The sequence below is a fragment of the Sulfurimonas sp. genome (assembly GCF_023229105.1).
GTDB lineage: Bacteria > Campylobacterota > Campylobacteria > Campylobacterales > Sulfurimonadaceae > Sulfurimonas.
In genome coordinates this window covers 1-25,963 of the sequence record NZ_JALNZY010000005.1, presented here as the reverse complement: position 1 = coordinate 25,963, position 25,963 = coordinate 1, and the positions used below count along the sequence as shown (strand labels likewise).

General features: G+C 36.2%; 31 protein-coding genes and 1 tRNA gene. 15 read left to right on the top strand and 17 right to left on the bottom strand.

Going from position 1 to position 25,963, the window contains the following annotated elements:
• Positions 1–11: 11 nt before the first annotated feature.
• Positions 12–1,412, bottom strand: coding sequence for a murein biosynthesis integral membrane protein MurJ (murJ, locus tag M0Q17_RS01420; RefSeq protein WP_295082540.1), 1,401 nt, complete (start codon positions 1,410–1,412; stop codon positions 12–14).
• A 104-nt stretch (positions 1,413–1,516) separates the two neighbouring features.
• Between murJ and M0Q17_RS01415 the strand changes: the two genes are divergently transcribed.
• The 6 genes from M0Q17_RS01415 to M0Q17_RS01390 all read left to right on the top strand — a co-directional run bounded on the left by M0Q17_RS01415 (position 1,517) and on the right by M0Q17_RS01390 (position 7,857).
• Positions 1,517–3,421 carry a flagellar assembly protein A gene (locus M0Q17_RS01415; RefSeq protein ID WP_295082538.1) on the top strand — a complete coding sequence of 635 codons (1,905 nt, stop codon included), beginning with the start codon at positions 1,517–1,519 and terminating at the stop codon, positions 3,419–3,421.
• Entirely contained in the window at positions 3,418–3,984 is a 567-nt protein-coding gene (gene ruvA, locus M0Q17_RS01410; RefSeq protein ID WP_295082536.1) for a Holliday junction branch migration protein RuvA, read from the top strand. The genes M0Q17_RS01415 and ruvA overlap by 4 nt, the downstream gene beginning before the upstream one ends.
• Positions 3,985–3,999: 15 nt before the next feature.
• Positions 4,000–5,037 carry a D-alanine--D-alanine ligase gene (locus M0Q17_RS01405; RefSeq protein ID WP_295082534.1) on the top strand — a complete coding sequence of 346 codons (1,038 nt, stop codon included), beginning with the start codon at positions 4,000–4,002 and terminating at the stop codon, positions 5,035–5,037.
• Positions 5,037–5,774 (top strand): alpha/beta hydrolase, encoded by a 738-nt coding sequence (locus M0Q17_RS01400; protein WP_295082531.1) that lies wholly within the window; start codon positions 5,037–5,039, stop codon positions 5,772–5,774. Before M0Q17_RS01405 ends, M0Q17_RS01400 begins: the two co-directional genes overlap by 1 nt.
• Positions 5,774–7,219: a UDP-N-acetylmuramoyl-tripeptide--D-alanyl-D-alanine ligase gene (gene murF / locus M0Q17_RS01395; RefSeq protein WP_295082529.1), complete on the top strand. Its 1,446-nt coding sequence runs from the start codon at positions 5,774–5,776 to the stop codon at positions 7,217–7,219. Before M0Q17_RS01400 ends, murF begins: the two co-directional genes overlap by 1 nt.
• Positions 7,220–7,425: 206 nt before the next feature.
• Positions 7,426–7,857, top strand: coding sequence for a hypothetical protein (locus M0Q17_RS01390; RefSeq protein WP_295082528.1), 432 nt, complete (start codon positions 7,426–7,428; stop codon positions 7,855–7,857).
• On the opposite strand, the gene M0Q17_RS01385 is transcribed toward M0Q17_RS01390, so the two are convergent.
• Positions 7,844–7,999, bottom strand: a complete 156-nt coding sequence (locus M0Q17_RS01385) for a hypothetical protein (protein ID WP_295082527.1) — start codon at positions 7,997–7,999, stop codon at positions 7,844–7,846. The two genes, M0Q17_RS01390 and M0Q17_RS01385, sit on opposite strands and share 14 nt — an antisense overlap.
• Before the next feature lie 74 nt (positions 8,000–8,073).
• Here M0Q17_RS01385 and M0Q17_RS01380 point away from each other — a divergent pair, with 74 nt between their 5' ends.
• Genes M0Q17_RS01380 through M0Q17_RS01370 form a run of 3 tightly spaced genes read left to right on the top strand, consistent with a single transcriptional unit; the run spans position 8,074 to position 10,378 of the window.
• Positions 8,074–8,553: a TRAP transporter small permease subunit gene (locus tag M0Q17_RS01380; RefSeq protein ID WP_295082526.1), complete on the top strand. Its 480-nt coding sequence runs from the start codon at positions 8,074–8,076 to the stop codon at positions 8,551–8,553.
• Positions 8,550–9,833, top strand: coding sequence for a TRAP transporter large permease subunit (locus M0Q17_RS01375; RefSeq protein WP_295082524.1), 1,284 nt, complete (start codon positions 8,550–8,552; stop codon positions 9,831–9,833). The genes M0Q17_RS01380 and M0Q17_RS01375 overlap by 4 nt, the downstream gene beginning before the upstream one ends.
• A 50-nt stretch (positions 9,834–9,883) precedes the next feature.
• Positions 9,884–10,378 carry an HIT domain-containing protein gene (locus tag M0Q17_RS01370; RefSeq protein ID WP_295082522.1) on the top strand — a complete coding sequence of 165 codons (495 nt, stop codon included), beginning with the start codon at positions 9,884–9,886 and terminating at the stop codon, positions 10,376–10,378.
• 19 nt (positions 10,379–10,397) lie between these two features.
• Here M0Q17_RS01370 and M0Q17_RS01365 read toward each other — a convergent pair.
• Positions 10,398–10,472 (bottom strand) — tRNA-Gln (locus tag M0Q17_RS01365).
• 183 nt (positions 10,473–10,655) lie between these two features.
• On the opposite strand from M0Q17_RS01365, the gene M0Q17_RS01360 reads away from it, so the two are divergent.
• Genes M0Q17_RS01360 through M0Q17_RS01345 form a run of 4 tightly spaced genes read left to right on the top strand, consistent with a single transcriptional unit; the run spans position 10,656 to position 13,821 of the window.
• Positions 10,656–11,636, top strand: coding sequence for a phosphatidylglycerol lysyltransferase domain-containing protein (locus M0Q17_RS01360; protein WP_295082520.1), 981 nt, complete (start codon positions 10,656–10,658; stop codon positions 11,634–11,636).
• Positions 11,633–12,082, top strand: a complete 450-nt coding sequence (gene rimI, locus M0Q17_RS01355; RefSeq protein ID WP_295082518.1) for a ribosomal protein S18-alanine N-acetyltransferase — start codon at positions 11,633–11,635, stop codon at positions 12,080–12,082. The genes M0Q17_RS01360 and rimI overlap by 4 nt, the downstream gene beginning before the upstream one ends.
• Positions 12,063–12,719 (top strand): hypothetical protein, encoded by a 657-nt coding sequence (locus M0Q17_RS01350; RefSeq protein WP_295082516.1) that lies wholly within the window; start codon positions 12,063–12,065, stop codon positions 12,717–12,719. The genes rimI and M0Q17_RS01350 overlap by 20 nt, the downstream gene beginning before the upstream one ends.
• A gap of 58 nt (positions 12,720–12,777) precedes the next feature.
• On the top strand, positions 12,778–13,821 hold the full coding sequence (locus M0Q17_RS01345; protein WP_295082515.1) for a polysaccharide deacetylase family protein: 1,044 nt from the start codon (positions 12,778–12,780) through the stop codon (positions 13,819–13,821).
• A 5-nt stretch (positions 13,822–13,826) separates the two neighbouring features.
• Here M0Q17_RS01345 and M0Q17_RS01340 read toward each other — a convergent pair whose 3' ends face one another.
• The 14 genes from M0Q17_RS01340 to glmU all read right to left on the bottom strand — a co-directional run bounded on the left by M0Q17_RS01340 (position 13,827) and on the right by glmU (position 24,294).
• A complete protein-coding gene (locus M0Q17_RS01340) occupies positions 13,827–14,177 on the bottom strand; it encodes a CbiX/SirB N-terminal domain-containing protein (RefSeq protein ID WP_295082514.1) in 351 nt (116 codons plus the stop codon).
• A gap of 73 nt (positions 14,178–14,250) precedes the next feature.
• On the bottom strand, positions 14,251–14,463 hold the full coding sequence (locus tag M0Q17_RS01335; protein ID WP_295082513.1) for a hypothetical protein: 213 nt from the start codon (positions 14,461–14,463) through the stop codon (positions 14,251–14,253).
• Positions 14,464–14,643: 180 nt separating this feature from the next.
• Positions 14,644–14,862 carry a cold-shock protein gene (locus tag M0Q17_RS01330; protein ID WP_137012459.1) on the bottom strand — a complete coding sequence of 73 codons (219 nt, stop codon included), beginning with the start codon at positions 14,860–14,862 and terminating at the stop codon, positions 14,644–14,646.
• A 452-nt stretch (positions 14,863–15,314) separates the two neighbouring features.
• A complete protein-coding gene (locus tag M0Q17_RS01325) occupies positions 15,315–15,479 on the bottom strand; it encodes a hypothetical protein (protein ID WP_295082512.1) in 165 nt (54 codons plus the stop codon).
• The gene (locus M0Q17_RS01320; RefSeq protein WP_295082511.1) at positions 15,476–15,784 is read right to left on the bottom strand and encodes a hypothetical protein; all 309 of its coding nucleotides are present in this window, start codon (positions 15,782–15,784) and stop codon (positions 15,476–15,478) included. The genes M0Q17_RS01325 and M0Q17_RS01320 overlap by 4 nt, the downstream gene beginning before the upstream one ends.
• 65 nt (positions 15,785–15,849) lie before the next feature.
• On the bottom strand, positions 15,850–15,996 hold the full coding sequence (locus M0Q17_RS01315) for a lmo0937 family membrane protein (RefSeq protein WP_295082510.1): 147 nt from the start codon (positions 15,994–15,996) through the stop codon (positions 15,850–15,852).
• A gap of 101 nt (positions 15,997–16,097) precedes the next feature.
• Positions 16,098–16,307, bottom strand: coding sequence for a DUF3185 family protein (locus M0Q17_RS01310; protein ID WP_295082509.1), 210 nt, complete (start codon positions 16,305–16,307; stop codon positions 16,098–16,100).
• A gap of 163 nt (positions 16,308–16,470) precedes the next feature.
• Positions 16,471–17,388, bottom strand: a complete 918-nt coding sequence (locus tag M0Q17_RS01305) for a PA2778 family cysteine peptidase (RefSeq protein WP_295082508.1) — start codon at positions 17,386–17,388, stop codon at positions 16,471–16,473.
• 49 nt (positions 17,389–17,437) lie between these two features.
• The gene (locus M0Q17_RS01300) at positions 17,438–17,830 is read right to left on the bottom strand and encodes a PA2779 family protein (protein WP_295082507.1); all 393 of its coding nucleotides are present in this window, start codon (positions 17,828–17,830) and stop codon (positions 17,438–17,440) included.
• A 124-nt stretch (positions 17,831–17,954) separates the two neighbouring features.
• Positions 17,955–19,190 carry a nitrous oxide reductase family maturation protein NosD gene (gene nosD / locus M0Q17_RS01295; RefSeq protein WP_295082506.1) on the bottom strand — a complete coding sequence of 412 codons (1,236 nt, stop codon included), beginning with the start codon at positions 19,188–19,190 and terminating at the stop codon, positions 17,955–17,957.
• 106 nt (positions 19,191–19,296) lie between these two features.
• A complete protein-coding gene (locus M0Q17_RS01290; protein WP_295082505.1) occupies positions 19,297–19,410 on the bottom strand; it encodes a DNA cytosine methyltransferase in 114 nt (37 codons plus the stop codon).
• A gap of 59 nt (positions 19,411–19,469) precedes the next feature.
• A complete protein-coding gene (locus tag M0Q17_RS01285; protein WP_295082504.1) occupies positions 19,470–21,842 on the bottom strand; it encodes an SMC family ATPase in 2,373 nt (790 codons plus the stop codon).
• The gene (locus tag M0Q17_RS01280) at positions 21,826–22,944 is read right to left on the bottom strand and encodes an exonuclease SbcCD subunit D (protein ID WP_295082503.1); all 1,119 of its coding nucleotides are present in this window, start codon (positions 22,942–22,944) and stop codon (positions 21,826–21,828) included. Before M0Q17_RS01280 ends, M0Q17_RS01285 begins: the two co-directional genes overlap by 17 nt.
• Before the next feature lie 45 nt (positions 22,945–22,989).
• Positions 22,990–24,294: a bifunctional UDP-N-acetylglucosamine diphosphorylase/glucosamine-1-phosphate N-acetyltransferase GlmU gene (gene glmU, locus M0Q17_RS01275; protein WP_295082502.1), complete on the bottom strand. Its 1,305-nt coding sequence runs from the start codon at positions 24,292–24,294 to the stop codon at positions 22,990–22,992.
• Between the two features lie 143 nt (positions 24,295–24,437).
• Here glmU and M0Q17_RS01270 point away from each other — a divergent pair, with 143 nt between their 5' ends.
• Both M0Q17_RS01270 and M0Q17_RS01265 read left to right on the top strand, forming a co-directional pair.
• Positions 24,438–25,202 (top strand): motility protein A, encoded by a 765-nt coding sequence (locus M0Q17_RS01270; protein ID WP_295082500.1) that lies wholly within the window; start codon positions 24,438–24,440, stop codon positions 25,200–25,202.
• Positions 25,202–25,963: flagellar motor protein MotB (locus M0Q17_RS01265; protein ID WP_295082498.1), on the top strand; the 762-nt coding region annotated here is incomplete at its 3' end. The genes M0Q17_RS01270 and M0Q17_RS01265, both read left to right, overlap by 1 nt.

Here is a 25,963-nt window from a genome sequence, read left to right as displayed (position 1 = left end):
AGCTACTCTGTTTATTTATCTATAAAACCCTTCAAAACAACAATAAAAATCGTAAATAAAACAGAACCGACTATTAAGTAGAGCACTTTTTTTGGTGCAAGTATGCTAAAGAAGTTTTTCACGCCAAAAGCTTTAACGGTAAGGATAAATCCTGCAAACCCCCCGATAGTACCTGCTAGTGCCAACCCAGCAGCTCCCATATAGGAGATTAGGGTGATTGCAGAGATGATATAAAAAGCAAGAGAGAATGTCGCTATCTTCGCGGCGCGCATCTGCTGCTCGCTTGCATAAAGCCAGAGTAAAAAGAGTTTTTGAAGCCCTAGAGGAAGAAGTCCTATCATGTACATCTGAAGAACAAATGCGCTGTTAGCCGTATCTGCGGCATTAAAGGAGCCTCTCTCAAAAAGAAGCCAGATAATCTCATGCGCTAGTATATAGCCGCCGATAGTGCTAGCTGTAAGAAGATATGCCAAAAACCAAAAAGCTTTCTCCATATAGAGTCTTGCTTTTCTCTCGTCATGGTTTTTTATATACCTTGCTATGCTTGGAAAAAGTGCGATAGAGGTTGCTATGGCAAAAAGTGCAAGAGGAAGCTGAAATATGCGGTTTGCATAGTAGAGGTAGCTGATAGAGCCTGATGCTAAAAAAGATGCTAAAAATGTGTCTAAAAAAGCGCTGACTTGAGGGGTGGAATTTCCCCAGATAGCAGGAAAAAACTGCTTTTTAAACTTTTTACTCTCCTCTTTTATTTTAGCTGCTTTTGCTCCAAGGTGTTTAAATCCGCTGCACAAAGGCTTTAAAAGTCCGAGCTGATGGATGGCGATAACATGTGAGAGTAGCTGTAAAATACCGCCTATAACGACACCGAAACTTAAATAGTAAACTATCTCTGCATGGCTTTTTTCTGCTGAGAGGTAGAGTGCTAAAATAAGAGAAATATTTAGTAGAGCGGTTGAGAATGCCGTAGTAGCAAAATGGCGCTTGTATTGAAGCATCGCGCTAAGGAAAGTAACTCCAAAGATAAGAGGCAAGTACCAGAAGTTTATAGCAACAAGCGGCGAAGCAATCGCAACTGTTTTTGCATCAAAACCTACTGCGATTGCCTGCGTTGCAAGGGAGGGCAAAATATTTACAAGCAGAGTTATAACAAGAATAACAGAGAGAAAAATTAAAAAAATATGTGCTGAAAAAAGAGATTTGTTGTTTGAGTGAGCGTAAGCAGGAATAAACGCTTGTGTAAAAGCGCCCTCTGCAAAGATGCGGCGAAAAAGATTTGGGAGTTTGAAAGCTACAAAGAAAATGTCGCTGTAAATATTTGCGCCAAGAGCCGAAGCTGTCATAAGGTCTCTGAAAAATCCCAGAATTCTTGAGAATAAAATTCCAAAACTATTGGTAAATATTGCTTTAAACATTGGCTTCTTTTGGAGATATCATATTGCTTTTACAATAGTTTAACAAATATTTGATTAAAATTGAGAGTTTAATTTTAAAAAAATAATTTTGGGAGAATAAAAGTATGGCAATATTCGGTTCAAGCAATAAAACTCAACAGTTGCCAAAAACTATTCGTCCCACCGTCATAAAAACGCAAAATGTCGCTAAAGAGTTGATAGATTTGGCAAAAAGAAACGGTATTAGTGCAAGTAGTTTAGATTTTGATATTTTAGAAATACAGACATATACAAGAGTAAACAAAGATAAGAGTGAGACAGACTGGGAAGAGACAAGCACAGAGGAGCTACGCAAACTCGATGATGCAACTGCAATACTAAATCCCAATTTTGAGATAAAACAGGTCTATGAAGTTGAAATATACTCCAAAGAAGATAACAATATTTTTAAAAATTTTCATACAGCAGTTGGCGCAAATGCTACAAAATGTAAAATATACTTAAGCATCAAGGCAGGTTCAGAAGTCTTAACTAGTCCAAAATTTGAAGATGAGTTTTTAAACTATATAAATAAAAGCAAGATTAGAGCTGGTATCTTGGTAAATATTTTTGATGAGATGGTAAAAGAGCTTGTGGCACGTACTTCAGCGCTTGCCAAAGTTGATGGCATCATAAAATATGATAAAAATCAGACAATACTTATAGCGGAGGCTTACGAGCCTACTCCTACTCTAAACGATCAGCTTATTTCACACTATGACAAAGAGGTTGAAAGTAACAACGACGATCGTGTAGATTACTCAAAAAGAGGATTTATACATAGTGTTTTAGACGGTGAAGTTTTGATGGAGTATATAAAACCAAAAAAAGGTAAGGCAGGAAGAAACTGCCGCGGCGAATTTTTAGAACCGGCGGAACCTGAAGTAAATCACGCACCTGATTTTGGTGTTGACGATACCATAGAGGTAATAGACAATAACGAAAATATTATATACCGAGCAAAAACTAGCGGTTATATTAGCTTAGAAGCAAACACTTATCAGATAAAATCTGAGATGGATGTAGGAGAGATTAGCTTTAAAACAACGGGATCTATCTCAACAGGTCTGGATTCGGATGTTTCAATCAGCGTAAAAGAGAATGACTCGCAAAAAGATGCTATCGGAAGCGGTATGGAGGTTGAAGTTAGTGAGATTGATATAAAAGGCAATGTCGGACCTAATGCTAAGGTAATTGCAAGAAGAGCTACTATAGAGGGGCAAACTCATCAATCATCCTATATAAAAGCGGATGACTTGACTATAAATGTACACAGAGGCGTTGCGATTGGGGAAACTATTAAAATTACACGGCTTGAACATGGAACGGTTGAGGGAAAAAAAGTAGAGATAGTCCAAGCAGTCGGCGGCAATATAAGAGCTAAAACTATTGATATTGGAATATGTACATCTCATGTTAAGGCGACTGCATCAAAATTTATTGAGATTAAAAAGCTTCAGGGGAGTGAAAATATTTTCACGATAGATCCTCTGATGCAAAGTGATAGAAGAGAGAGATTTAGTGAAAATAAAGATGAGATAAATCAGCTTCGCACAAGCACTCAAGAGATAAAAAAAGAGATAGAGAAGTATCAAAAACTAGTCAGAGACAACACAGCCTCTTTTAATGAGGTTAAAACAAGATTGATGCACTATAAGAAAAACGGCATAAAAGCACCCTCTGCCTTTTTGGGTAAATATAAACAGTTTCATAAAGCTCAAGAGCATCTAGAGGGAATAATAAAAGAGTACAATGTCAAAAATGATAAACTAAATCTCTTAACTAATAAAACAGCATCTTTTCAAGACAATATTTCAGATGCAAGAATTATAAACAGAGATAGATGGGTGGGACATAATGAGTTAATTTTTAGACTTGTTGAACCGCCTATTGAACTAAGCTACAAACCGCAAGAGGGTTCGCCTGATAAGATATTTGCGGTAGTGGAGACTGATGAGGGAATATATGAGATACAGGCGGTAAGAGAGTGATAGTAGGCTTAAGAGGAGATATAGTATATAAAGAGCCGTCATTTGTACATATAGAGGTTCAAGGAGTAGTTTATGAAGTGTTTATATCGCTTCAAAGTTTTTCAGCCATAGGAAGTGATAATGTAAAACTCTTTACCTCACAAGTAATAAGAGAAGATGCGCAGCTGCTTTATGGTTTCTTGGAGCTAGGAGAAAAGAAACTCTTTGAGAGACTGCTTAAGATAAATGGAGTAGGTCCAAAAGTCGCTATGGCAATATGTTCAACTTATACGCCTGCTCAGTTTGGAGTCGTAATAAACAACAAAGATATGAGCGGTGTAAAGAAAGTTCCGGGAATTGGTCCTAAGAGTGCAGGGCGGATTTTAGTTGAACTAAGCGGTTTTGATGCCCAACTTATTTTATCGCAAAATGAGGCGATAAACAGCTCATTTACACAAGCTAGTGAAGCTTTGGAGTCTTTAGGATTTAAAAAAGATAAAATTTCAAAAGCACTTAGCCAGTGCACTACAGATGATACCGCTTCATTAGTAAAAGAGGCTCTGAGACTTCTAAAAACATTTTAATTAAGGAAATATGGATTGAAATTAACTATTTTATTTGGAGGTGCTAGTTTCGAGCATGAAATTAGTATAGTAAGTGCTATAACTTTAAAACAGAAACTCTCTAGTTTTAACTTAACGTTTATTTTTTGTGATCAAGACCACACATTTTATATGATTGAAGCATCAAAAATGAAGGCTACGACCTTTTCAAGGGGCGAGTACAAAAAGATGCCTAAACTCTCTATTGCAAGTGGGGTATTTGTTCAAAAAGGACTACTTGGTTCAACAGAGCATAACTCTACGGTTTTAAACCTTATTCACGGAGCAGACGGAGAAGATGGGAGTATAGCCGCACTTTTGGACTTTTTCTCCATAAAATATATAGGACCTCGCATTGATGCAAGCGTTTTTTCGTATGATAAACGCTACACGAAATGGCTCTGTAGTACAAGGGGAGTCAAAAGCCTAAAACATGAAGAACTTAGCTTAAAAGAGCATAACAACATAAAAATTCCATACCCGATTATTGTAAAACCTTCACGTCTTGGAAGCTCTATCGGAGTGAGTATTGTAAAAGAGGAGAGTGAGCTAGATTATGCGCTTGACAGCGCTTTTGAGTTTGATAGCAGTGTCATAATAGAGCCATTTTTGCAAGGAGTAAAAGAGTATAACCTTGCAGGTTTTGCGGTAAATGGAAAAATGCATTTCTCTATAGTGGAGGAGCCTCAAAAAAATGACTTTTTGGATTTTGAGAAAAAGTATATGGATTTTTCACGAAACCAACAGGTTTTAAAAGCAGATATTTCAAAAGAGTTAGAGTCAAAACTAAAAGCAAATTTTGAAAAAATATATAAAAATATATTTGAGGGGGCACTTATTAGATGCGACTTTTTTGTTGTTGAGGGAGAGGTTTATCTAAATGAGATTAATCCAATACCAGGCTCAATGGCAAACTATCTTTTTGAAGATTTTGAACATTGTCTAGAGATGCTCTCAAATTCGCTCCCACATGCAAAAAGAGCAAAAACAAACTACGAGTATATTCACTCAATTACCAGAGCCAAAGGAAAGTAATGGCTATAAAGTCAATACAGTTTTTGCAGCACACTTTGGATATTAGTTATGAGATTATAAATCCGCAGGCAAAAGTAGATTTGATTGTCTTACATGGCTGGGGAAGCAACAAAGAGCTTATGAAAAAAGCATTTTCGCCCTATATGGATGCATTTCGTCATATCTATATAGATTTACCGGGATTTGGAAACTCCACATGCAACATAGCTCTTGAGACAAAAGATTATGCAAGAGTAGTCGAGCTTCTTATGATTCATCTAAATGCGTCAAAGGATATTATTTTAGGGCACTCTTTTGGTGGCAAGGTTGCGCTTCTTCTTGAGCCACAGGTTTTGGTACTTGTAGCAAGCGCTGGCATCTATAGATCAAAATCTCTTAAAGTTAGAACAAAAATCGCACTCTTTAAACTTTTAAAACTATTTGGATTTAGTAAGTTTAGAGAGTTTTTTGTAGCAGATGATGCTAAGAAATTGAGTGAGCCGATGTATCAAACCTTTAAAAATGTCGTAGATGAGGATTTTTCTAAGGAGTTTGCTGCTTATAAAGGAAAAGCTCTTCTTTGCTGGGGAACAAGCGACACAGCAACTCCTATTAGCAGCGCGAAAAAGATAGAGAAGCTCATAAAAGACTCTCTGCTTGTAACCTACGAGGGTGATCACTACTTTTTTTTAAACCATGCTAAAGATGTAGCGCAAAATATAGAAAAAACTTTTTTAAAAACATTGGAGCATAATTAATGCAAGATTATGAAATATTAATAGCTTTTATAACAAACGTTCTTTTTGTAACGGTTTTAGGATGGTATCTTATAACAAATCTTCAATGGTATGACTATAAGCTATCACGTGTAATTTTAAAACACCATAAACCTCACTGGCATGTTATCTACTTTATCATCCCATTTATTGCCTACTATACGACAGGCAAATTTTTTACCATTTTCTTTCTTTTTGCAGTTTTACCGGCAATCTTTATCTGGCATAAAAGCTTAGATAAGAAACTTGTCTTTACATGGAGAGTAAAGAGATTTTTGATTATTCTTGTTTTTTTAGTTACTTTTCAAGATTTTCTCTGCGTTATAAAATCAACATGTGAGATTTATGGTGTATTTATGCCGCTATTTTTTACTTATGTTGGAAGTTTTGCAATAGAGAAATTTCTCTTTGAGGCTTATAAAAAAGAGGCACAAAAAAAACTCCAAAGTATGCAAAAGCTTCAGATAGTTTGCATAACGGGAAGCTACGGCAAAACAAGCACGAAAAATTTTGTTCGTGAAATACTTAGCAAAAAGTACAGAGTTTATGCAACTCCAAGAAGCGTTAATACACTCGGAGGAATCATCAAAGATATAAACGAATCCCTGCCGAGTGATGCGGAGATCTATATTTGTGAAGCGGGTGCGAGAGAGAGTGGAGACATACATGATATTACAACCTTTTTAGAGCCTCAGGTTGTAGTTGTAGGCAAGGTCGGTTTGGCTCATATAGAGTATTTTAAGAGTTTGCAAAATATTATTGCCGCAAAGCTTGAAATAATGAAATCTCCAAGGCTGGAGTGTGCGTTTATACACAACTCTGTTACCGATGAGCCTCATGAGAAAGTTGTGTTTTTTGGGGATGAGATTCAAAATATTAACGCAACCTTAGAGGGAACAGATTTTGATATGATTTTCAATAACGAAACACTCCACTTTCAAACAAAAGTGCTGGGTTCATTTCAGACAATTAATATTGCAGCAGCGGTTCACATTGCAAAAACATTTGACATGAGCTATGAGGAGATTATAGAAGCAGTAAAACGTTTATCTCCTGTTGAGCATAGGTTGCAAATGATAAAAGCTGGCGGAAAACTTATCTTAGATGACGGATATAACGGAAATATAGAGGGGATGCTAGAGGCCATTAGACTCTGCTCGCTATATGAGGGCAGAAAGGTTATAGTAACACCGGGGCTAGTTGAGAGTAGCGAGGAGCTAAACCTAGAGCTAATAAAAGCAATCAACGCTGTCTTTGAGATAGCTATCGTCACAGGCTCTTTAAATGCGGAGCTTTTTGATAAAAATCTAAATGTTAAAAATAAAATCATTTTACATGACAAGTCTAAGATAGAGGAGTTGTTGGCGCATCAGACAAGAGCAGGAGACATCATACTCTTTGCAAACGATGCACCGAATTTTATATAAATCATGATAAATAAATATATAGCTCAAATAACAAATGAATACAATACAGGCTCTGTAAATGAACATAGCTATGGAGGTCATTTAAAAGAGCTGTTTGAATCTATTAACGAAAATGAACCTAAAATTGATTTCAAACACTATAACAAAATCATATATGTACTTGTTCAAACAGATTTTATTATGAAAAAGATTGATAAAATTTAATAATGACAAAAACTAAATATCTCTTATATGCTTTTAAATGCAAAGAGAATCAAAAATATAGTTATTGGTATGAAACCGATAAAAAATATTTTAAACAAAAAAAGCCACCTGTAACTATTTTAAAGAGAAATCAAAATGAATTAAGTAGTGTGAATGATGAAGATATTATTTTAAATCCATGGAATGAGTGGGACTCAAATAATATTCAAAAAATTATTGCGGATAACGGCGTTTGTATAAATTACTTAAAATCTACAAATAATGATTTTATACAAAAACAAGAAGACTTAAAACTACTAGAGCTTTTGATAGGATTGAAACTAAAAAAAGAGGACAACTATATACAAAGAGTTCATGATGGATATGAGTGTGATTATGAGCCTATGAAAGAGTTGTTGAAAATGAAAATATTAGAAGAGATTAAGAGTGAATAAGTCTATAATGTTCTTTGAGCTCTTTTTTTGTAGTTTTAGAACCTTCAACTTTAGCAGAAGTATAAACAGAATTAATAATCATTTTTTCTTTGCCTTTTGCATCAGAAAAATACTTGTTCGAGTTTGCAATAGTCTTTTTCATAGCTTCAACCTTTACTTTAAGTGCACCGTTTATAGCATGGTTTATACAACAAAATATAAAGAGAATTTAAAAATATGATAGATAAAATTATAAAATATCTCGGCTACTTTACGGCTTTTGTTGTTGCTTTACTGGTTTTGTTGGTTGTTTATGATGCAACAGCGAGGTACCTTTTCTCAACTGGTTCTGTCGCACTTCAGGAACTGGAGTGGCATCTCTTTGATATTATTATCCTCTTTGGTATAGCTTATACATTAAGAGAAGGTGCGCATGTGAGGGTAGATATATTTTATGCCTCCTTTTCACAAAAAACAAAAGTGTTTATCAATATAATATCCTCTCTCTTTTTTGTGCTTCCGTTTTCATTTCTTATTATCTACATAGGGATAGATTTTACGCAGATGAGCTATCTTCAAAATGAGGCATCATCAAATCCGGGAGGATTGGAGTATAGATTTTTAGTAAAATCTCTTATGCCTCTTTCGTTTGTTTTTTTATCTCTTCAAGCCATTAAAGATGCAAAAACCAACTTTGATATGTGGAGGTCATTATGATATCCATGTTTATGTTTGTAGTTGTTTTAGCGCTTTTAATGGTAGGCATTCCTGTTGCTTTTGTTTTTTCTAGCGTGGCTATTGCTTTTGCATTTTTGACTCCCCACGTGGGTTTTGATGTTTTTTCTGTTTTACCTTTTCGAATATATGGGATTATGAGTAATAGTACACTTATGGCAGTTCCGTTATTTATATCTATGGGTTTAGTGCTTGAAAAGTCGCTTATGGCTGAGAAACTTTTGTTTGCTATGAGCTCCGCATTTCGAACTGTTCGCGGTGGTTTGGCGGTAAGTGTCGTGCTTGTTGGTGCAATGCTGGCGGCTTCAACTGGAGTCGTATCCGCAAGTGTTGTTATGATGAGTGTTATTGCGCTTCCACTTATGCTGCGTGCCGGGTATGACAAAGGTTTGGCTTCAGCAACAATAGCATCAAGCGGGACACTTGGGCAGATTATTCCGCCCTCTATTATCTTGATTATTTTAGGCGATGTTATGAGTGTTAGTGTCGGCGAGTTGTTTATGGGAGCGGTTTTGCCGGGGCTTGTTTTGGTGGTACTTTACATTATTTACATCTTGATTTTTTCCTATTTAAAGCCCGATGCGGCTCCTGTTGCAAAAAATGTAAAAGAGGTAAGTATCAAAGAGATAATCATAGCCATGGTTCCTCCTTTGCTTTTGATGGTCTCTATTTTGGGAAGCATCTTTGCGGGCATAGCATCTCCTACAGAATCAGCAGCATTTGGAGTGGTTGGCGCCCTTTTGCTCTCAGCTTTTAACGGCTCTTTAAATTTTGAGATGCTAAAGTATGCTACGCTAGGCAGTGTGAAACTAAGTGGTATGATTTTTATGATTCTTATTGCGGCAACCGCTTTTTCTCTTGTTTTTAATGAACTCGGCGGGAGCGATTTGATACTTGAGTTTTTCTCTAACGATATTGGAGATGTTTGGGTTTTTATAGCAGTTGCTATGCTTAGTATATTTATACTTGGTTTTTTTATAGATTTTATAGAAATAAGTTTTATTATTGTTCCGATTTTAGTTCCGGTTATGCACGCATTTGGGATAGATCCTGTTTGGTTCGCGATATTAATCGCTCTAAATCTGCAAGCCTCTTTTTTAACTCCACCTTTTGGACTTTCGCTTTTTTTTCTAAAAGGAGTTGCCGGGGATAGCATAAAAACAGCAGAGATTTATAGAGGGATAATCCCCTTTATACTGCTGCAAATTTTAGCGCTTGGGCTGGTTATGCTATTTCCGGATTTAGTTTTTGCATTTTTATAGATTTGTAACACAAGCAGATGATAGTTAACATTTAAACAGAGGATTTAATTATGAAAGATATTCTATACGCACCGTGGCGGGATGAGTATGTGGCAGGAAAAGAGGTTGAGGGTTGCGTTTTTTGTCATATAAGCTCACATGAGAAAGATGATGAAGAGTTGCATGTACTCTATAGAGATGAGCACTGTTTTATAGTGATGAATCGTTACCCGTACACTCCCGGACATTTTATGATAATCCCTCATCTTCATACCGACAAGTTAGAGGAGCTTCCAAGTCAAACATGGCTGCACATAAGCGATTTAGCGCAAAAGAGCGTCAGGCTTTTAAAAGAGGGATTTGGTGCTAAAGGAATAAATATCGGGATGAATCTAGGAGAGGTTGCTGGAGCTGGAATAGCCGAGCATATCCACATGCATTTAGTGCCACGATGGGATAGAGATACAAACTTTATAACTTCTATTGGACACAATAGAGTCTATTCTACTGATTTTGAGAAAATATATAAAAAGATTAAGCTTTTAATTCCAAAGTATATAAAATAAAAAGTAGGAATTTTTTACGTGGATGGGGTAGAGGGATTCGAACCCCCGAATAGCGGCACCAAAAGCCGCGGCCTTACCGCTTGGCGATACCCCAATAGTTAAACAGTAGTTTTGTAAAACGGGTCGAATTATAAATATACTCGCCTTATAATGCCCTTAATTATTATAGAAAAAACACTATAATATACTCTTTTGTAGAGGTTATAAAATAGTTGTTGCAAATATGTAAAAAAAATGTATTATTTCATTAATACTATACTTTAAAAGGATGAATTATATGGGAAGTTTAACGGTCAATAAGCAGAAATTAAAAAGATTCACAATAGCTTCAAAGCCAATCATGGAAGAGTATTTAGCAAAGGTAGATGTAGATTTAAGTGATTACACTTTTGCCGCAAATTTTATATGGTTAGCTAACAGCAGCGGATTTTATGCAATTATAAATAAATGTTTTTGTCTGTTTGTTATGACCGGCGGCGAGCTTACAATGCTTCTTCCTCCGATTGGAAAGAAAAAACATGTAAACACTGCAATTACAAAATGTTTTGAAGTCATGAATGCCAACAACTCTTCGCCGTTTTATTCCCGTATAGATTATGTTCAGGCTGCTGTGCTTGAAGAGTTTATACAAAACATTGATGAGGCACAGAGCATGTTTGAGATTCTAGAGTCTTATTTGGTTGAGAGAAAACTTGTTGATTACGTTTATGAGGTAGATGCGCTGATAGATTTACGCGGAAACAGCTACCACACCAAAAGAACTGAGATAAACAAGTTTATGAAATCTTATCCGGATTTTGTTGTTGAAAAACTAGACAGCATAAACCACAAAGACGAACTAATACACCTTTTTAACAAGTGGGTTTCTGATAGAGTAAAATATATGCCAAAAGAGGAAGCGGAAGTTTTTTTAGAGGGTATTCATCAAGAAAGACATGCTATAAAGCAGATGCTTAAACATTATGAAGAGCTCTCTTTAATAGGTCTTGTTATATATATAAACGGGGAGTTAAAAGGCTTTACCGTTGGAGAGAGAATTAACAAAGATACGGCAACTGTAATTATAGAAAAAACTGATTTTGAGATTTTAGGATGTGCGCAGTTTATATTTAGAGAGTTCTCTAAAATGTTAAAAGAGCACTATAACATCGAGTATATAAATGTAGGCGATGATATGGGATTTGAGAATCTTCGCAAGGTTAAGATGTCTTACCGTCCATTTAAGCTTGTGCCAAAGTATACAATTTATCAAAAATGAAAATAAAAAAAGCACAAAAATCTGACGTATCTTCGCTTTATGCGCTGGAGGGGGAGCTGTTTTGTAAAGAGAACTATCCTCTCTCAAGAGGTTCATTTGCTTATCATGTAAACAATAATCTGCTTTATGTAGCCGAGGTTGAGGAAAAAATAGTAGGCTATATCTTGGTATTAATTAAGCGTAAAAATGCCAAACTATACTCAATAGGAGTCGCCAAAGCTTACCGTAATAGAAAAATTTCGCAAGAACTGCTTGAGTTTATACTCAAAGAGCTACTCTCCTTAGGTTTTAAAACCCTACTTCTTGAAGTGCGCACGGATAATGAAGCGGCGATAGCTTTGTATAAAAAAATGGGCTTTAGTGAACTTAAAAAACTTAAAGCCTTTTATGGAGACGGGTGTGATGCCTGTCTGATGGAGTTAAGATATGCCAAAGGTATATTATAAGCAGATTTACAAGGATTTAAGCAGTAGCAAACTACTTAAGCTTCAAGTTATTGTTCTTTTTGTAACGACTTATATAGACTGGACGATTATGCCTTATATTGCAAAGCTTGAGGGGATGTATCTGCCTGTTTATATGATTAGTTTTTATATGCTCATCGGAGCTACGGACGGGCTGATTCAGCCGCTTTTTAAAAGAGTAAAAATCTATAATATCTATTTTTTTGTAATTATTTTAGATATTATACAGATATTTAGTTATGCACTTCTTATGGTAAATATCGTTCTTTTTACGTATGCTATTTTGAGTATATTTACCATTCAGGCTATTACATTTGAAATCTCAAGGATTCATACTATCCATTTTATGAAGGATGAAATTGAGATTAAAGATTATCTTATTCTTCGGTCATTTTTTGTTTCATCAGCGATTGTAGGCGGCGCGGTTACTGCTATGATACTCGACTATTTTAATGTTAAGTTAAGTAGCATGCTAATTTTTCTCTCACTGCTTGGGGTGTTGGCGATTATTGTTGAATATAGGCTTTATAAGAAATTCAAAAATATTTTGCAGGATGAAGATATTATCATAGAGAGACAAAAAGTTTTGCTTAATGAGAAGATAACGTATCCAAAATAGTTATTTTACGCTTTAGACGGAATAATTTTGCTATAGTAAAGAAAAAAGGTGAATTGTTATGAAAAAAATGCTATCTGGTTTTTTGTTTTTACTATTTTGCGCGGGTTTTTTAAGCGCTCAAAATCAAGGCGATTCACAAAGTGAGGGGGTGGTTGTCTTTATGTACCACCGTTTTGAAGAGCCAAAATATCCATCTACAAATATAAGAATGGAGCAGTTTGAAAAACATCTAGAGTATCTCTCACAAAACGGCTATAGCGTCTGGGCTCTCTCAAAGATTGTCCGCTATATTGTAGAGGGCAGGGAGATTCCAAAAAAAGTTGTTTCGTTGACAATAGATGATGCTTACAAAAGCATATATACGCACGCATTTGCGAAGTTTAAGGAGTATAACTTCCCTTTTACCGTTTTTGTAAACAGCTCGCCTATAGATAATGACTCTAAAAACTACATGAGTTGGGATGAGATGAGGGAGATGAAGCTTTTTGGAGCAGAGTTTGCAAATCACTCAAAAACACATGATTATATGCTGCCAAAAGAGGGGGAGTTGAGTTGGAAAAAACGGATAAAATATGAGTTAGAGAGTACGCAACAAAGACTCCATGAGGAGCTTGGAGAGGAGACAAATGAAAATCCAAAACTCTTCTCCTACCCATTTGGAGAATATACAAAAGAGACTGCTAGTTTCATAAAAGACTTAGGTTATGTAGGAGTTACCCAGACTTCGGGGGTAATTGATATTGGCGGCGATACTAAGTTTCTGCCTAGATTTCCTATGGCAGAAGCTTATGCAGATATGAATGGTTTTGTTTTAAAGCTTAAAGCTCTACCGCTTCCTATAAAAGAGATTACGCCCAAAGAAGAGCCGCTTATTTCATCTGAAAATCCGCCTACGCTTACTTTGGAGCTTAAATATCCACTAAAAAATTTAAACTGTTATCTCTCAAGTGGAGAACCATTAAGTCTTGAGTGGGCATCTGAAACAAAAGTGCTCATAAGAGCAAAAAAGAGGTTGGAGCCTCCGCGAGAAAAATATACATGCACCGCTCAGGCAAAAGAGGGTAGATGGTACTGGTATAGCCATCTTTGGATAATAAAGTAGCAGAGTTAATCTTTTAGTAAGATACTTTCTATCATCTTAACATAGGCACTATTTGCGCCTATATGCTCTAAAACATCTATTTTTATGTTAAGCTTTTTTGAACAAGCAGATGCAAGTTTGGGAACATCTTCTCTTACATGTTTGCCCGGTGCTAAAAAAAGAGGCAAAACAGTAATGGCACTGACACCTGCTGCTTTTAACTTTTTTACAGCCTCCTCAAAATTAGGTTCACAAAGTTCTAAAAAAGCTAGTTCTATGTTTAAAATATTTTCTCTTAACTTTTTTAAAATATCTATACTTGCATCATTTGAAGCTTGAACCTTGCTCCCATGTGAGAGTAAAATATATCCATTCATTTTTTAAACACCTTAATTTATATACGCAAATATAGCATAATTGGTATAAATCATCTAGTATTAACTTAAAAAATTATACTGAAGAGGATACGCTAAGCTGTAGTTTTTCTTTTTGGTTTAGTTCGTTAATATCTATATTGCATAAAGAGCATAACTCTTTTTTTGCATCTTCGCCAAGAATTTTTAAATCAACGACATAATCGACGTAGTCATCTTCCTCTGCGATTTTCATTTTGAAACTGGATATCTGCTCTTTTGTTGGGTGTGCTTTAAGTATTTTATACAAGGTTGACCTCTTATTTTAAGTGATAATGTTGATGTAGAATTGTATTGTTTTTTTTTGATTTTGCGGCAGGAAAATTAAATAGCTATGTTGCCGTTTTGTTATTTTATAAAAGTTGGATAAATGAAGTTGTTGTAAGAGTGGATTATAAATTATGAGCGGATAATTCCGCTCATAGAAAGATTACAGACCTGTAACGTTTTCTGCTTGAGGACCTTTTTCGCCCTGACCGATTTCAAAAGTTACCTTTTGACCTTCGTCTAATGAAACACGACCGTAGCCTGTGCTGTTGATTTGACGAAAGTGTACGAATACATCTTTACCGCCATTTTCTTGTTCGATAAATCCGAAACCTTTTTCGCCGTTGAACCATTTAACAGTTCCGTTTACTAATGCTGCCATTGTAATACCTTTGTGTTTGAATACACCGCATTGCTGTGGTGGTCTAAAATCTAATATGAAGCTTTTCTTTTAGTAGGCGGATTATACTGTTAACTAGGTCATCAATGTAAAGCAGACTAAAGATGTAACTCGAATCATCTTTTATTGACAGAAGTATAACTGAATAAAAAGTAAAAGTATATAGCTGAGGCTGTTTCTTTTCAAAAGTTGCACTTTTGTCTTGCTAAATGCACTCTAAATAGTTGCACTCAGTGAACTTCATGCGCTTTACTACTTTACTTTACTTAAGTTAGGTAGTCACAAATCTATTAAAGTGTCTGTTTCATACTGTTCTATTGAGCTATGATAGTAAAACATTATTATGTCTTTGGATTTTTTAATCGCGTTTAAAATAAAATGCTTTATATCATGTAACACTCAATCTATATGTTTAAAACCGACACAACCTAAAATCAATCGGTTTTTTTCTCTATATATTTAGCCCCTTCATTGACTTTGTCTTTGCTCCACTCAGCATTGTCTTTTGTGTCTTTTTTTGCACCTTGCCAAGTCTCACTACAACCACTAGTCATAAGCACTACGAACAGAACTGTTATAAGTGTTAAACTTTTTTTCATTTGAGATCCTTTTTGATTTCGTTGATGTTATCAGGAATTTTTTTTGCATATGCGCGAAGTGAATTCCAACTATTTTCAATATCTTTTTTGAGATGCTCCCATGCACCTTCACCAGCCTTACCGAGTTCACTCAGTTTTAATTGCACGATGGCGTAGTTGTTCTCGATGGTTTCGATCTCTTTAGAGTAGCTGATTCGCATATCGGCAGTAGCACTTTTGGCTTTAGCTTTTAACACATCTAGATGAGCCTTTACTAATTCCAACTCAGCCTCTATTTTTTGTTTGTATGCATCTTTTGTGCTCATATTACTTTCCTTTTATTTTAATAGTTTAATCGTTTTAGCTTTTTTAAAGAACCCGTTTAGACTCTTTATAGCCGCCTGCCTTGGATAACACGAAGTAGAATAACTACAAGCGCAATAACTAAGAGAATATGAATAAATCCTCCCAACGTATATGAGCTGACAAATCCTAAAAGCCAAAGTATAATTAGGATTATTGCAATAGTTTCAAGCATATTTTTTTCTCCCTCTTGTTAGTTAGATTTTTCTTGGAGCATAGCCCCTCAAAACCTAATTTTGTAAAGCTTTAATATATTTTTAAACTAACTTTTTATTTTTAGTTTTTACGCAAAAGATAGATGCCAACAACAAAACTAACAGCACCAAAAATATAATAAACCATTACTCTATTTGTATCTGCACCCGTAACGGCTTGTGTAATTTGTGAACCGACAGAACCGGATAGCTGATATCCCCATACTGCAAAACCAACCCCTACGACCGCTAGGATAAGACCAATAACTTTCATTGCAACTCCTTTTTCCATACCAAACTCCTTTATTCAAAAGAGCTGAAATGTTTTAGCATTGCAGATAATATTATTATACAACAATATTTCTTTTCAAGATAGGTAAATCGAGTTTTTTAATATTATAAAGTAAGTAAAAGCTTCTCTGCTTTGAAGTTTAAATTATTTTTTGACATGGGGATTATTTTTTTATTAAAGGAGTACAACTGCTATTTATTTCTTCGCGCGTGCTGTTTATTAGAGCTTTTATCTCAACGTCATTCGTAATAACTTGATTAAGTAATTTTAATGCCTCATCTGACCTGCCTGTGTGGCATAAAAGATTAGCAAGATTATTTATAGCAAACGGATACGCAGGGTCAATTGATAATATATATCTATAAATCTCTTCAGCTTTATTTATTTGATGCGAGTTGTAATAAGCATTCGCCAATGCAAAAAGTGTAGGAATATAATCTGGCCACCGCCTAATTGCAGTTTTATAGGCTATAGTTGCTTCCTTTGTCATCCCAATTTTTTCAAGATCATATGCTGCTTGCAAAAACTTTTGGGCAGTTGCAGATGCAGGTAACTCTGTAGGCGGTAAAAGTACAACTCCCCAATTGCCACTTCTTTCCCACAACGAGGCAAATGTTCCAATTGGAAGTGTTTCATTTGGTGTGTCGCCGAAATGCATTAAAATTGTTTGAGCTTTGGCATCATATCCCGTAACAGGAGCATAATGCCAAAGTGGGTACCAAGAATAACTTCTATTTACTAAGACAATAACCGGATGATGACTAGAGAGTTCAGAAAATAGTGCATCAAATGTTGGCTCAAGCGGATAAACAAGCAAACCATTAGCTCTAGCTGCTGCAATAAGTTCTATCTGCAACGTACCGCCTTTTGAAGGAATTAAGGTTCTTTCATCTAATTCATTTAACGTAAGACGTGGAACATAAGATGTTGTTGCTTGCCAGTAGGAAGAAACCATCTCAACCGACGAGGAGCCGCAAAGCTTTGAACGAGGAGCCACAAAAGGAACATCTATCTTAGATGAAGAGTAGTTATTGTTTAAAGGCAGAGGATTTTTAGGTACACAGCCACTTGATATAATCAAAATGACCACTGTAAAAAATAGAGAGAAAAGCTTGGTCGCTTTCAATTTACTAGTTGATTATAGGTTTTGTAAAGTTAAAAACTTTTGTTACTCCAAGAATATCTGTAATGAGTAAAACTATAAAAATAAAAACAATAGCACCAATTATTGACATGCCTGCATCTGCACCAGCTGGCAATGTGTCAATCTGATATGCAACTCTTGATGCTTCTTCATCCGTCATAGAAGCGATTCTCGCTTCAATAGCTTTTGAATCTACACCTAACTCTTCAAATTTCTTTGCTACATCCTCACGAGATATAATCTGAGAGAGTTTTTCTTTAGATGATATTACGCTAGATTGTCCAAGAACAGCCCCAGTAGAAACAATCTGTGCCGATAAAACTTGAGTAAACAGAGTTACACTGAGCACAAACGATAAAATAAGTTTCGAGATTTTCATATGATTTCCTTAGATGATTTTTAGCAACAATAAGAAAGTAAAACTCTCAATATGTTTTACATATATTAACCATGCTAAACTTTATTTAAACTTGGCAACTCTACTCTTATGCAGGAGTGTAAATTTACATTATGCAAGAGTGTTTAGAAATTTTAAATATAGGTTGCTTATCTTCTATTAAAAAAATAGGCTCCATAAAAGGGGCTACTTTTAGTAAAAAATTTAACAAAGATAAGACGGGAGAGCCGTAGAAAAATTGTAATTTTGGATACTCAATCCAAAGTTGGTCAAGATAGAGATACTTTATGTAAGAGTTGTCGCCTATATTGTCTTTGTTTATGTCAAATCCCTCATAATCATCCCAGTAGTTTCCCTCTACCTCGTTTTCATTTGTTCTGCCGTTACGGCTATCTGTCATGATGTTGTCCATGTTGCCAAATAGTTCATTTCTTTTTATGACATTTTTTATGCTGTAGTTTTTAAAATTTAAACCTTTTGTGCTGTAGACGATTTTATTATCCAAAATCCAGTTTTTTGTATCATGCATTTTTGGAGAGTTGTCTATGTAGAGTGCTTGATTGCACGCTCCTATACTGTTTTGTTCTACATGTATATTTGATGCGCCTTTTAAAAGTATGCCCAAACTTGTCTGTGCACCGTGACGTCCTGCTATTATGTTGTCGGTTACGTTTGTGTCAAAGCTTCCTTCAAGCATCACGCCTACAGCATTTTTTTTGATTATATTGCTCTGTATCAGATTCTTATTTGCATGTTGCGTATATATGGCATATCTGCACTCTTGTATGAAGTTGTTTGCAATAGTATTGTTGTTTGAATGCATGAAAACTATGTCACGTGATTTTATAAATCTATTGTTTTGTATCTTGTTATTATGGCTAAACCAGAGTCTAAGACCATCGCCTCTAAGACCTATACTTTCACCGTTTGAAGATATTTCATTGTTTAAAATCATAGAATTACTTACATTGTCCATAAAAATTCCAAAAAGAGAATCCTCGATTGTGCAGTTTTCTACGCTTACATGTTGCGCGTTATTTATAAAAATAGCAGAATCCATCAAATCTACTCTTGTGCCACTTTTAATTATGGTTAAATTTACTAGCTTTACATGTGAACTTTTTACGGTTATAACATTTCCCCTACCTACTCCCTCTATAATAACGCCGTCCTCTTTAGCCACTATAGTAAGAGGCTTGTCTATGACAATATTGCCTTTATAGATGCCCGCAGATAATTTTAGCACCGAAGCATCTGATGCCGAGTCAATAGCCTCTTGTAGTAAATTGGCATTTGCGCTTATGACAAATGTTAAAGAGATAAAAAGAAGTGCTTTAAACATAAATATCCTAAAAATCAAGACGAATTTTGATTTCATATTATGACATATTTAGCGATGAATACTGAAATATAAATACTAATAAATAGAATTAAGATTTTAGTAACTTTCAGTTAAGGGATTTGTCAATATCAAATCCGGCAATTACGTCTATTCCTGCATCAAGTAGTCCTCTTGTACCTCCCCCTGCACCACAAAATAGGTCGATTGCTTTTATTGTCACTAGTTTCTCCAGAGCAAAATAATATGAAATTTTATCAAAATATTGTTAAGAGACAGTTTTCACAACTCCACAACCCGTTCAAACATCTCTTTTATCTCCATCTCGTGGCTTATTAGAAATATTTGTCGGTATTGCTCTTTGATGGTGTGGAAGGCTTCTAGAATCTCAATGCGGCGGCTTTCGTCTTGACTTCCGAAGACTTCATCAAATGCCAAGAAACCTATGCTACTTGCACCGCTTAGTTCTGTGAGCGTTTTTGAGATGGCTATTCGTAGAACTAGGTTTGCTAGGTCTATTTCTCCGCCTGAAAATCGCTCTATGGGGTACTTTTTGCCTTCGTCGTAGATGAAAAAGTCAAAGTCGTTGCTTACTTCTATGTGCTGGTATTTGCCTTTGGTTATTTGAGCGTACATCTCTGATGCTATGCTTGATATCCTTGGGGCTACTTTTGAGTTTAGGCGGGTTTTGAACTCTGCTAGACTTGTTTTGATTTTCTCATAGTCGATTAAGTCATCTTTTTTGGTTTGTACTTTTTTTAGCTGTATTTCGTTGTTTTGTAGGGAGTTTTGTACAGTTTTTATCTCGCCCTCAATCTTTGCAATTTGAACTTTTATCTCATGTAGAGATGCTGTTTTTGACTCTATTGTTTTAAGTATGCTCTCATGCTCTTCAAGCTGATGCTTGTGCTTTACATCGTCATAAATCACGAGTTTAAACTCTGCTTCTTTGCTTAAAACTAGGGCTTTTAGCTCCGCTATTTTTTTATTTACAAGTAACAAGTCTGACTTCACAAGAACAACTCTCTTTAGCTCTGTCTCAAGGCTAAGTGCCTGTTTGTAATGTGGTTCTATTGCGTTAAGTGAAGCTTTAATTTTTTCATGCGCCTTTTCATCGTAACTGTACGCCTCAAGCTCCTTTAGCTCCTCTTTGTTTTTTATCCCTTTTTGTTCTATCTGTACAAAATGCTCTTTGACAATTTTGAGGTCTTGAAGTTTGCTCTGTATGATTTTTATGTTGCTTGTAAGTTCTGAAAACTCTTTATCTTTTGGTTTTTTTTCTGCTTCAAATGCAGCTTTTTGAGTCACTACATTTTGCAGTTGCGCTTTATACTCGGCTATCTTTTTTTGATGCGTCTCATTTACCGCATCTACAAGTGAGTTGATGACATTGTCATACTCTTCTAGCAGCGGTCTTGTGCAAGTTGGACATGACGACTCACTTCCAAGTTCACGAAGTTTGTTAATCTTTTGGTTTGTGAGGTCTATCTGCTTTTGCTCACTCACTATCTCGGCTTTTAGTTCACTCTCTAAGGCTTGTTTGGCGTTTATACTCTCTTGAAGTAGGGCGATATCTGTCTCTAAGTTTTTTGCACTAAGTAAAAACTCCTCATACCCATCACACGCTTTCTCAAGTGTCTCAATGTCCGCCTTAGACTTTTTCCACTGCTGTTTTAACTGAGCTTGCTCTTTTAAAATCCCCTCTTTTTTTATGTGCAACTCTCTTAGTCTGTCTTGCTCTTTTAGCTTCTCTTGAAGCGCTGTATACTCTGTTTTTAAGGGTTGGAGCTTTTTAAGTTTCTCCTCTTTGTCCTCTAGCTGATGAAGCTCGGCTGTTAGCTTTACTTGGTTTAGAATCTCTGAGCTTTTGGTGTTTTTGAGAAGTTCGAGTTCTGAGAAGAGTTTCTGTTTTTGCTCCTTAGTTTTAGCGAAAATTTCAAGCTCTTTTTTTATGCTCTGCTCTCTAGTTTTTATGTGTTCAAGTTCTTGGTTTTTACTAAGAACATCTTTAGAAAGAGCCTCATTTGCTGCAGCGCTCTCTTTTATCTGCTCCTGTTTTAGCTTTATCTCATCTTCACCTAAAAGCACCTTCCTAAAGGCTTCTATCTCCCTCTTTAGCTCTCTACTTTTCTCAATAAGCTCTTTTTCCACAAAGTCTATCTTTTCAAGTCCTAAAAGCTTTCTTATCATCTTTTTTCTATCTTCATTTTTTAGCGCACTAAGACTTGTTAGCTCTTTTTGAGAGGCAAAAAGCGTGTGCATAAAGGCATCTTTACTCATCTTTGTAAGTTTTACTATGGCGGCGGTAACCTCTTTTGCTCCGCTTGTAGTCAACTCACCATTTTTATAAAACTTTGCATTAGCACTCATGGTTTTTCCGCGAAACTCTCTAACGACTCTGTATAAAATAGCTTCAAACTCAAACTCAAGTTCTACTGAAACTGTCTCTTTTTCATTTGCGTTTGCATTTCGCAGAAGCTCCTTGTTTCCTCTTGTCTTTGCTTCTCCGTAGAGTGCAAAAAGTATAGCTTCAAAGATGGTGGATTTTCCGCTCCCGTTTTTACCGATGATGCCGATAAGCCCCTCGCCAAACTCTATTGTCTTAGAGGTGTATTTTTTGAAATTTTCTAAGTGGAGTCTAGAGAGGATCATCATGAGTCTCCTCGTATTGTGCAAAGAGCTCTTGAATCTTTGGTTTTAAGCGCTCAAACTCTTTTTCGTTGCTATCTTCTTTTATATGTTCTATAAAATACTCTTCCAAAGAGAGAGCTTCAATACCTTCTATATTTGCTTCATTTATGCCTTTTTTAAACTCTCTTTTTACACTTACATGTAGGGCTTCGGCGAAGAGTTTTTTTATCTCTGCATTTTGGATATCTATGGATTGAAGAGCAGTTAGATTTGTAAGTCTTACCTCTATAAGAGCATCTTTTATATCGTTTGTGTCAAGTTGTGAAGCGGAGTTTTGATAATCTTCACAATCAATCTCTCTAAGAAGAATAGGGCGGATTTTTATCTCTTTATACTCTATATGTAGGGCTTCGTTGAGTGAGACAAGCACAAATCCTTTTGAGTTTCTTTTATCGTTCAGGTTTGTTCTCTCTGTTGAGCCACTGTAAAAGACATTTTCATGTTTGCTCACTTGAGAAAAACCGTGCCAGTGCCCGAGTGCTACATAGTCCATCATCTTAAAAATATACTCTTTGTTGGCTGGGTAAACCCACTCGCCAAACTCCGACATGAGATAAGTTGCACCAACGGAGCAGTGCATCATCATGATATTTTTTTTGTTTTTGTGGATACTTTCTTCGCAGAGTTCTATCTGAGAGAGTGCTTTTGTCTCATCGTTCATGTGGGGTAGGGTATGAAATATCACACTCTCAAACTCCACCTTTTTGTACTCTTGAGTGTAAGATACATGTATGTTTTTAAAACTCTCAAATATCTTTAAAATCGGCGAAGAGAGGTTTGTTTTAGGCGTTGAGTGATTTCCGGCTATAAGTATAAAAGGGATATTTAACTCATCTATTCTCTTAAACTGCTCAAGCGCAAAAGTTATGGCACGGTTTGAGGGACTTGAGCGGTGAAAAAGATCTCCCGTGTGGATGATGAAGTCTGGTTTTATCTCTTTAATCTGCTCTATAACTTGAGAAAAAGCATCATAAAAATCCGCTTCTCTTTGGTTGATATTTTCATCGTTTAAAATGTCTAAATCGTTAAATCCCAAGTGAGTATCGCTAAAATGGATGATTTTCAACTGCTTTTCCTCAAAATTATATTAAACAACAGACGTTTAAAGTTTTTACTTTTTGCTAAAAAATTTATAGTAAAAATCTTTTATAATCCTTTGTTTTGCGCTACTGACGGCTAGTTCTCCGCTCTTTATAGTTCCGCTTCTCACTGTTGTTCCGGCAGCGACCATCACATTGTCTTCAAGTGTTATAGGAGCGATAAGTTGAGAGTCGCTTCCTACAAAAACATTTTTACCGATAGTGGTTTTATATTTGTTTATGCCGTCATAGTTGCAAGTGATAACTCCAGCTCCGATATTTGTTCCCTCATCAACAGTTGCATCGCCTATATAGCTTAAGTGCCCGGCTTTTACGCCTTTGAGAGTGGATTTTTTTATCTCTACAAAGTTTCCGACATGCGTGTCTTCTAAGCTTGAAGCAGGGCGAAGGTGAGCTAAAGGACCTACGTCAGAGTTTTTAACTATGCTCTCTTCTACGATGCTGTGCGCTTTTATGTGGGAGTTGATTATTTTAGATGAGCCTGTTATGCGGCAGCCGTTCTCAACAATACACTCACCCTCAAAAGTTACGCCCTCTTCAATATAGATGGTTGAGGGAAGCTGCATGCTCACACCTGCTTCCATCCATTTGGTATTGATTCTCTGCTGCATAATCTCCTCTGCATCTGCCAAGTCTTTTTTGGAGTTTACACCTTTAAAATGCTCTTCCTCAACCAAAAGAGCAGAGATGCTTAAGCCATCTGCTTTTGCCATAGAGATAACATCTGTTAGGTAGTACTCTTTTTGGGCGTTATTGTTAGTGAGTTGTGGAATATATTTGTTTAAAATATCTTTAGAAAATAGGTATATACCAGCATTTACCGTAGTTATTTGTAACTCTATGCCTGAGGCATCTTTTTGTTCGACTATCTTTTTAACTTGCTCCTCTTCAATAATTACGCGGCCGTATCCATCAGGGTTTTGCAGATTAAATATAGACATGAGGATATCAGAGTTAGTATTTAAAAATCCATTAAGAGCATTTGGGGTTATAAGCGGCATATCTCCGTTTAGAACTAAAACTCTTTCATTTTTTACAGATATATTTTTCATAGCACCACCCGTTCCCGGGAAGTTTATATCATTTTGAACAACAAAATTTATATCATTAAAATATGAGTTCATAGATGCCATAACAGACTCTTTTTGATGCGCTATTACAACGGTTATGTCATCACTGATTTCACGGGATGCTTTTACTATAAAATATAGCATCTCTTTGCCGCAAATAGAGTGTAAAACTTTCGCCTTAGCGGACTTCATTCGACTACCTTTCCCGGCAGCTAAAATAACGATGCTTATTTTGTTTTTGTTCATTTTTTAACTCTTTTTTCTAGGTGTCAAAATTATACCGATTGGCTCTTGTGTTTGAAATTAAATCAGTAAAATTCCCCTTTTATTGTGGAGCCTAATATTTTTTGTGGTATTATAAGCTCAATATTTTGTCATAAGGTATTTGAATGGATTTAGGTACGGTCATTGGTATTGTTTTAGTCTTTGCACTTTTGATGGGTGCTATGGCTATGGGAGTAGGCGTTGGCGCTTACATGGATGTCCCTTCTGTTCTTATAGTTGTAGGCGGCAGTATTGGCTCTTTGATGATTTCATTTAAGCCGTCGCAGATGAAATCTTTTGTCAAAATTTTTATGGTAGCTGTTAGACCGCCTGAAGAAGACAAAACAGAGCTTATAAAAAAACTTGTACAGTTTGCTACAAAAGCCAGAAAAGATGGTATTTTGGCACTAGAGGGCGAGGTAAATGATGAGTCTAATCAATTTTTAAAAAAGGGTCTCTCAATGGCAATTGATGGCAATGAGCCGGATAATATCAGGGAACTTTTAGAGATTGAGATGGAGCAAACAAGTACGCGTCATAAGGTAAACGGTTCCATTTTTAGTCAATGGGCTGGGCTTGCAGGGGCTATGGGTATGGTCGGAACGCTCATAGGTCTTGTTGCCATGCTTTTAAATATGGCTGACCCATCTGCAATTGGTCCCTCTATGGCGGTTGCCTTACTAACTACCATGTACGGTGCTATTATTGGTAATGTTGTTGGTACTCCTATCGCAAATATTTTAGGCATAAGAAACGATGAAGAGACACTCGTTAAAGAGATGATTTTAACCGGGATTATGTCCATTCAATCAGGAGATGCTCCAAGAGCATTGGAAGCAAAGCTCTTAAGCTACCTGCCTCCAAAAGAACGTGTGAGTCAATATAACTAATGGCTAAGAAAAACAAATGTCCCGAGTGTGAGAAGTGTCTTCCAATGTGGCTGGCAGCCTTTGGGGATTTAATGTCTTTGCTTCTATGTTTTTTCGTTTTGCTTCTCTCCATGTCGAGCATGGATGCAAAAAAAATATCTGAAGCAATCGGCTCTCTCTCTGGTGCTATGAGTGTTTTAGAGGGCGGCATCAAAACAGAAGTTTCTAAAAGACGTATCCAAGAATCAACTCCTATCGAGTCTGCAGATGAGACAGATGAGCAGGTCAATAGAGTGATGGCTGCTCTAACAGAGATAAATGAGATGACTAAAGAGGGGGATGGTCCCGCAGTCTCTCTTGAAGAAGCGCAAGACGGCTTTGTTATTGAACTCCCTGCTGCTTTGCTTTTTAAATCAGGAAGCGCTACTATTCAAAATGATGATGCGTTGCTTTTTTTAAAAAGAATAGCACTTATAGTAGGGGAACTTCCAAATCAGACAAAAGTAAGCGTACAAGGACACACAGACAATCAAGCACCCGGCTCGGGAGCTCCCTTTAAAGACAACTGGGAGCTCTCCTCCGCTAGAGCTATATCTGTTTTGCAAGAACTGCTTTTAAACGGAGTTGATCCAAAACGCATAAACGCAGCAGGATTTTCAGAATTTTCTCCAAAAGCTACAAATGTAACCGAGAGCGGCAGAGAAAAAAACCGCAGAGTTGAGCTGCATTTTTATGGTACGGATCCAGATGATAAGCAAAAAGTTCAGAAGAGTGTTTTAGAC